Here is a 1,048-nt window from a genome sequence, read left to right on the forward strand (position 1 = left end):
TTTCGGAAATAAGGTTCTGCTGCAGGAACATGGAAAGCTGCCTGGTGGAAGCCGTCATGATGAAGGCCATGATATGGGGCAGCGTGCAATATTCGGGAAATTCATCCCAGAAGCGGAAGGCGACCCCACGCAGGATACCCAGCCCTCCGGCTATCCATTCGTTCTGCTTCTCCCCTTTGGGCAGCAGGGCCAACAGGACATCCTCCATCAGCTGCATCAGCTCGGTACGATCCTTTACCACCTTGAGCGGATTGAAGCGGTATGAACGTTCCGGCTTGTCGAAGCTCACATAATAGAATTTGTGCGGATAGCCGTGTTTTTCTATCAGGTTATAGGCTGTCTGAGTATAGTCGGTGTCTTTGAAGTCATAGATGAATCCCGCAAATCCCAACTTGATATACTCTTCCAGCAACCATTTACCGATACTTTTCGTCTTTCCCGATCCGGCTCCTCCGTAGACCAGGAAATTGGAGTAATAGTAATAGAATTCCAAATGGGTATATGGAACTCCGGAAAGGACCGGCAACCTGATCGGCCGCTTGTTTTGCTTTTTGCCTGAAGGGCTGATACAGGAAATGCCGGCTATGGCCAGCGAACCGCCGGCCGGCCATAGCGCATAGGCCGGGAAAAACAGGTATGCCAGATAAGTCTCGGCGACCAGGCATACAAGGAAAACCGGCAAATTCACATACCACTTCCGGCTCAGAGTGGAAACTCCCGTCACCAGACAGGCCAGGGATAAAATAATAAGTTTGATATAAGGAATGTAATTCTCCATCACAGTTATATTTTTTGTTTTACTTAATAAGCTGTTTTACTTTAATCATGCTAATTCATGATTTATTTTTTAAGTGTTATATGTATAACACTATATTTCCGCCTGGAAGGACCGATCCTTTTTACCGGCTGTTTCCAGACATCTGGCTGTATATCCGGACGGGGTCCTGACCAGTATAAACGGCTTTTCACATCCCGGTAATCCGGTAGGTTGTCCCCGGATCAGGGATATCCATCTGGCAGGAGATATCTTTTGGGGATTTACCCCGGC

1 protein-coding gene and 1 pseudogene are annotated in these 1,048 nt (G+C 47.8%); both read right to left on the bottom strand.

Annotated elements, in window-relative coordinates:
* Positions 1–778, bottom strand: a 778-nt coding sequence (locus tag FDF36_RS21010) for a type IV secretory system conjugative DNA transfer family protein (protein ID WP_220392692.1), incomplete at its 3' end; no start/stop codon positions are given.
* 90 nt (positions 779–868) lie between these two features.
* A pseudogene (locus tag FDF36_RS21015) lies at positions 869–1,048 on the bottom strand (hypothetical protein); the annotation flags it as partial.

The sequence above is a fragment of the Bacteroides fragilis genome (assembly GCF_019583405.1).
Classification (GTDB): domain Bacteria; phylum Bacteroidota; class Bacteroidia; order Bacteroidales; family Bacteroidaceae; genus Bacteroides; species Bacteroides fragilis_B.